This is a genomic window from Candidatus Poribacteria bacterium (assembly GCA_021295755.1).
Classification (GTDB): domain Bacteria; phylum Poribacteria; class WGA-4E; order WGA-4E; family PCPOR2b; genus PCPOR2b.
Genome location: JAGWBT010000148.1, coordinates 2,988 through 8,431 on the forward strand (window position 1 = coordinate 2,988; position 5,444 = coordinate 8,431).

A 5,444-nucleotide genomic window follows, 5' to 3' on the forward strand; every position below is an offset into this window, starting at 1 on the left:
GATTGATCCACGCAAGTGTACCAATTCGCTACGGTCCTGTTTTATCAAGACGGGGGAATTATACCAAACTTTTTGACCACTGTCAACTATTATTTCCTTTTTGGGGAATTATATTTTATAAATTATTCTTATTAGGGATTTTATTGCCATACTTCAGCAAATAACACTGCCAGCAGGGATCTGCCTCGGTATACGGCTCAAAATGTGCCGCAAGGTTACCGTACGCCAAAACATCGGCGCACCACATAATGAGTATGGCAAGCAGAATTGCTATTACAATTGAGAAAAAGATTATCTGTGAGTTTGTCACTGTTCGACACGCCCCTCCCCGGTCTCGATTCATCGGACACTGTCTGCGCTGTTTAGGTCAAAGATCCCATTTTTTTGAAACAAATCAATGTGAGTGGCATGTAACTATTTAAGACCTACCCTTCGTAGGGAACGGAGATCCCTATTTCGTTTCCTCTTACGCATCACGCTTCATAGCCTGTCCCGATTTATGCTGACTTCGTCGAGCCTCCTCGATGAAATCGGGATCGGGGCATTATTTCTCAGGAGGTCTACCATGAAAAAGTTATCTCTATTGATATTCGCCATCCTGATACTCGGCTGCGGCACCGAGACAACGATCGTCGAGGAGCCACCAGCCATTATCGAAGAACCGACAACTGTTGTAGCGGAAGAGGAACCCATCTTGCCGCCGAAAATCGTAGAAAGTGATGTACATGACGGCGATGTTGACGTTGACCCTAAACCGTTGAATCACGACGGAATTATCCTCCGATTCACGGAACCCCTTAATATGTACGCGGCAGACCTTAGGTCTGGTGCCGATCGCTCTCTCGCTTGGTCTCCTCGCGATGTTGTCGAATGGGACATCGGAAATCAAGCCCATCTTATGCCCATGGCTGATAGTCAGCTGTTGGAATACGACACGGAGTACTGGCTTTCGATATACGCTCAAGGTTTCGCATGTAATGGCGCGTTGATAACGATGAGATTTCGGACGAAGCCACGTTAAAAAACTCCGATGTGTACCTGAACTATAAGGAGGAATCTCATGAAGAAACTAGTGCTATTGATGTTGGCTATTCTGATTCTCGGCTGCGGCACCGAGACACCCGTTGTCGAAAAACCAGAACCCATCATCGAAGAACACACACCCACCGTGGCATCAGGTGAAAACTTCCGGATTGATATACATTTGGCAGTCGTATTCTGTAGCGTGTGGGACGGACAAGATAACGTCGACCCTGAACCGCTCAATGCGAAAGGAATTGTCTTCAAGTTTGATGAAGATCTCAAGATGCGTAAGGTTGATTTCTTACTTGAGGGAAAGCCCCTCCATTGGACAGGTACCGGTCTATCGGACCATGTCGCACCAACTGTGATATTAACCCCCAATGCAGATGAGGAATTGCAATTCGATACTGAGTACGTGATTAAGATGTATGTTCAGGATCTCGCCTGTCATAGTTTCAGGTTCGAGATACGGTTTCGGACAAAGCCAAAACCCTAATATGAAGCATGAAAGCGGATCTATGGTCAGCGGGTGGCGGGTTCTGCGCGGTTGTCGCTATTATCGACATCTCGTTCAATCGGCTGAAAGGAGTAACGATTCAGGCACTTCCGCTGCACCACTTCAGTGCTCAATCCACGCTGCTCGACGCGCCTCAATAGATCAGTCAGTGGCAGCTCACCTACGCGAGTCTGGCTAAAAGTACTCAGTCCTTCGAGTACCCCGTGAACGTTGCGTGGATTCTGCACAAACATAGCGTTCTCTCAGTCTTGGATCCTGTAACTCGTTTACATAGTAACCAAAATGAGCCTGTAATTGCCCTACCCGTCCCTTTGTCACGATGGGGCGCCCATTCTCATCAAGCTTTTCACCAGCGATCTCATCATAACGATCGACAGGTCCCACATAAGACTCGCTATTTGATGGCTGACTGGTTAGGTCCACATCTGACGGCTCCTGTGCGTCCTCAGCTCCACCGGCAGCTCCTCGTCTGTAACGCACCTGCCAAGCAATGAGAAAAAAGATTTGGGCAGCAGACGCGTGTCGTTCTCCCGAGATCGCCGGGCGATCCTCTGCTTGCAACTGCTCTTTAGTAAGGTGGTATGGTGGGCCCCAGCCAGGTCTATAATCGTCTCGCCAATTATACGTCCATTGCCAATGGCGCGCACACTGATAAATCAAAGTGGATAGATAGTGCATATTCCCGGGTCTGAACGGCTCTGTCCGCTGAAACGAACCAACAGTGGGATCGAGATAGCTACGAGTCGATTTTTTATTTAAAGCCTGGGTATGCGGAAAGGCAGACCCGCTAATCGTAATTTTTCCACCACTCTCGTACGTTGAAGCCACCTCCACCCCGAATTGTTTCATCCCTCCCCACGTCGCCCATTTCAGAGGCCACTTCATCGCCCCCCACATCACCGGTTTCTCCGAGAATTGCTGTCCAACAGGAGACTCTGGTATGGACGGAGCGGCCATTTCTTGATTGATATTCCGTCCCCCTTGCTCACCCAGTCTAAGGGACTCGACAATCTCCAATCGAAGCTCCGATGGTCGAATTGATTGGTTACCCGCATGGCTAAACACAAGATTAACCGCATCCTCCTCCAAAGGACTCAAGGCACGAGGTCCCTGTACCTTTAATGGCATTTTCATTCCTCCTATATTATTGGCACGAGTAACCCCCTATGTCGAACCCCTAAAAGGAAGGTTCCTCACAAAAAATTATCTCTATTGATATTTGCTATTTTGGTTCTCGGTTGTAGTATCTCAGTGTTTCAGATACAGTTTCTGATGAAGCCGCTGTAAAACGTTAATTATCTGTTATTTCGTGAACATTATCACGCACTTCATTCAGCAAACGACTAAAGGGCTTAGTCATCTCCCACGCAGTCATCATCGGAATCCAACGACCATGCTGCTCGTCCTGTGGAATCTTCAGAATCTGGTCGTAGCGGTCTACTGTCCCAACCGAATGTCCCGGAGGTTTAGTGGTGAGATTCACCTTATCTCCATATGCAAACTTGCGCTGCCACTCAATGATAAACCAAGTCGCTATCGCAGAGGCATGGCCTTCCCTATCCAAATCCCAAAACATCATCTGATTCTTGGTAAAGTCATATTCCCCAAAAGTTGGGATATCCCGATTACTATGGGCTTGCCAATGATGTGTGCACTCATGGATGAGTGTGTTGAGATACTGCATATTCCCCGGCTTGAAAATATCCGTGTTCTCAATAGTTGAAGTACGGTTCATTTTATCCGTACATGGAAACTTCCTAATTGATATTTTAATACGGTTGTTAGCATAGTTTCCACGCATACCAGGACCAAGGTCTGGAACAAAAGAGATCTTGAGTTCATTAAAGATCCTTTTTTCCTCCGGTTTATGAGACTCCCAAAAGACCAAATCAACCGCGGCTTTTTCCAAGTTATTGAGACTCCGAGGACCGTGCATAGTTAAACCCATAACTACTCTCCTTTACACTCTTTTTTTGAAGTAAATCGGAGCCGGTTGCAATTAACTATTTAAGCCCCATCGCTCCGTAGGGAACGGAGATCCCCATTCCGTTTCCTCTTACGCATCACGTATTACACATTCTCCTTCAGGAGGTCCTCCATGCAAAAGTTATCTCTATTGATGTTCGCCCTCCTGATCCTCGGCTGCGGCACCGAGACGCCTATGGAGTCACTGGTCGAAGAACCACCACCCGTTGTAATGGAAGAGCAACCCATCGGTCATCCGCTAATTGCAGAAGGCACCGTGACACATGGAGAAGTTAATGTTGATCCGAAACCATTGAATCGTAGCGGATTTCACTTTTTATTTAAGGAATCTTTTCTTTCGTATTGGGTTCAGCTCCGCGAGAAGGACGGCGAGCACATCAATGGTTGGGACTTTGCCGAGGTTGACAGATCGAGCGAAACAGACCTCTTGTTCATACGGCCCACGGGTGACTCGTTGGACTACGACACGGAGTATGAGATTGTGATTTCTGTTTACAACGATGATTGCGAACTCATAGAGATAGTGATACAGTTTCGGACAAAGCCGCAGAGGCTCGGGGTTAAGGGAGCAGAACCCGTGATCCAAGAACGACCACCCGTTGTGCCATCAGGTGAACGCTTTCGGTTTGATCCCGCCCTGCCGGAACTAGTGGCTGGCGACGTGTTTGACGGAGAAGATAACGTCGACCCTGCACTGCTTAATGAAATTGGAATTCAATTTGATTTTAATGAAAATATCAATCGGTATCGGATTGACCTCCAGACTGAGGATGGTGCGTCACTCGGTTGGTTACCTCACGGGCTGGTCAAAAATGACATGGGAAGGCGTATACAGATAACACCCGTCGAAGGAGCCCCGCTGTTGGAGTTCGATACCACATACAAAATTGCTATCTTTGTTGAAGATCGGGGGTGTTGGACCTCCGAGTTCACGATAGTGTTTCGCACGAAGCAAAATCCGTAATATGAAGTGCAAAAGCAGATCTACCGGATCGGTTAACCTTCATCGCTGTCCGCTACCCCATCGGTCAAATCACATTTCACGCATCACTCTCACTGCAATTTCTCCAATAATAGAAAGTATGCGTAGTTAGTCGGATTTGTGGTTACACTCTCAAAGCGCAGATAAAAATACTCCGTACCCTCGGTTTCTAGCAGTGGTAGGCTTAAATAAAAGGTCGTCCCACCATAAGTTTGTGTGTCCTGCCATCCCGGTGTATGGAATAAAACCACGTCATCCTCGCCGCTCATTATTTCCATCAATGCTAAGTGACCTTGTGCGACATGAGCCCCCGAATCCTCCACATAGCAATGTAGGTTCCAGACCCCTGCCGGTAGTTGGAAAAATTGATTGGCGTATAGCGTGAGGCTCTCATTATCCCCATCACGATAATCCGTATCCACATTTGTATCAATGAAACTCTCCGATGCCGGAGCGGGTTGCATAATATCGCCCAGACTATCGCCACCAAAATAGGTCTCATCAGGGGTTGATTTCTTGAATCTCAGAATTGCTGTATGGGCATAATCTGCTGAAAACGCTCGCTGTGGTCCAACACGACCCGTTTGCTTGAAGCCCCACCAAATCGCTTTGGGGGCGTACCTCTGCTCTTCCACCAGCGCACCGGTGCTGTCGTACACAAGCATCCGATTCGCCTCGCCCTGCGCTACCTTCGCCAAGGTTACGGTATTCTCGCCAAGATGGACGGTGTTAATTCCAGCGTTCTTCACCCGAACCCGGTTGTTCTTCGAGCCGTCGCCTTACAGCGTCACGCCGTCGGTGAAGATCGTTGGGGCAATGCTCCCACCCGCGCCAACTATGGTGAATGAGACAAATAAGTGGACATTTGCCAAAGTCCCCCTGATAAGGGGGATTTAGGGGGTTGTTTGTGGGTACAGATTGCCTAATCTGTACATG

The 5,444-nt window shown here is 48.0% G+C and carries 8 protein-coding genes; 4 read left to right on the top strand and 4 right to left on the bottom strand.

The features are described from left to right. Positions 1-565: 565 nt before the first annotated feature. Genes J4G02_18725 through J4G02_18735 form a run of 3 tightly spaced genes read left to right on the top strand, consistent with a single transcriptional unit; the run spans position 566 to position 1,680 of the window. Complete coding sequence (locus J4G02_18725) at positions 566-1,021, top strand: hypothetical protein (GenBank protein MCE2396571.1); 456 nt, start codon at positions 566-568, stop codon at positions 1,019-1,021. Between the two features lie 39 nt (positions 1,022-1,060). Next, the gene (locus tag J4G02_18730) at positions 1,061-1,519 is read left to right on the top strand and encodes a hypothetical protein (GenBank protein ID MCE2396572.1); all 459 of its coding nucleotides are present in this window, start codon (positions 1,061-1,063) and stop codon (positions 1,517-1,519) included. Positions 1,520-1,527: 8 nt separating this feature from the next. Then, positions 1,528-1,680, top strand: coding sequence for a hypothetical protein (locus J4G02_18735; GenBank protein MCE2396573.1), 153 nt, complete (start codon positions 1,528-1,530; stop codon positions 1,678-1,680). Positions 1,681-1,714: 34 nt separating this feature from the next. Here the strand turns inward: J4G02_18735 and J4G02_18740 are convergent, their stop codons facing one another. Together J4G02_18740 and J4G02_18745 are read right to left on the bottom strand one after the other, a co-directional pair. Then, complete coding sequence (locus tag J4G02_18740; protein ID MCE2396574.1) at positions 1,715-2,668, bottom strand: hypothetical protein; 954 nt, start codon at positions 2,666-2,668, stop codon at positions 1,715-1,717. Between the two features lie 163 nt (positions 2,669-2,831). Continuing rightward, positions 2,832-3,488 (bottom strand): hypothetical protein, encoded by a 657-nt coding sequence (locus tag J4G02_18745; protein ID MCE2396575.1) that lies wholly within the window; start codon positions 3,486-3,488, stop codon positions 2,832-2,834. A 150-nt stretch (positions 3,489-3,638) separates the two neighbouring features. On the opposite strand from J4G02_18745, the gene J4G02_18750 reads away from it, so the two are divergent. Next, complete coding sequence (locus J4G02_18750; GenBank protein ID MCE2396576.1) at positions 3,639-4,490, top strand: hypothetical protein; 852 nt, start codon at positions 3,639-3,641, stop codon at positions 4,488-4,490. Positions 4,491-4,579: 89 nt separating this feature from the next. Here J4G02_18750 and J4G02_18755 read toward each other — a convergent pair whose 3' ends face one another. Both J4G02_18755 and J4G02_18760 read right to left on the bottom strand, forming a co-directional pair. Further along, on the bottom strand, positions 4,580-5,257 hold the full coding sequence (locus tag J4G02_18755; GenBank protein ID MCE2396577.1) for a hypothetical protein: 678 nt from the start codon (positions 5,255-5,257) through the stop codon (positions 4,580-4,582). Beyond that, positions 5,238-5,444, bottom strand: a 207-nt coding sequence (locus tag J4G02_18760; GenBank protein ID MCE2396578.1) for a hypothetical protein, incomplete at its 5' end; no start/stop codon positions are given. The genes J4G02_18755 and J4G02_18760, both read right to left, overlap by 20 nt.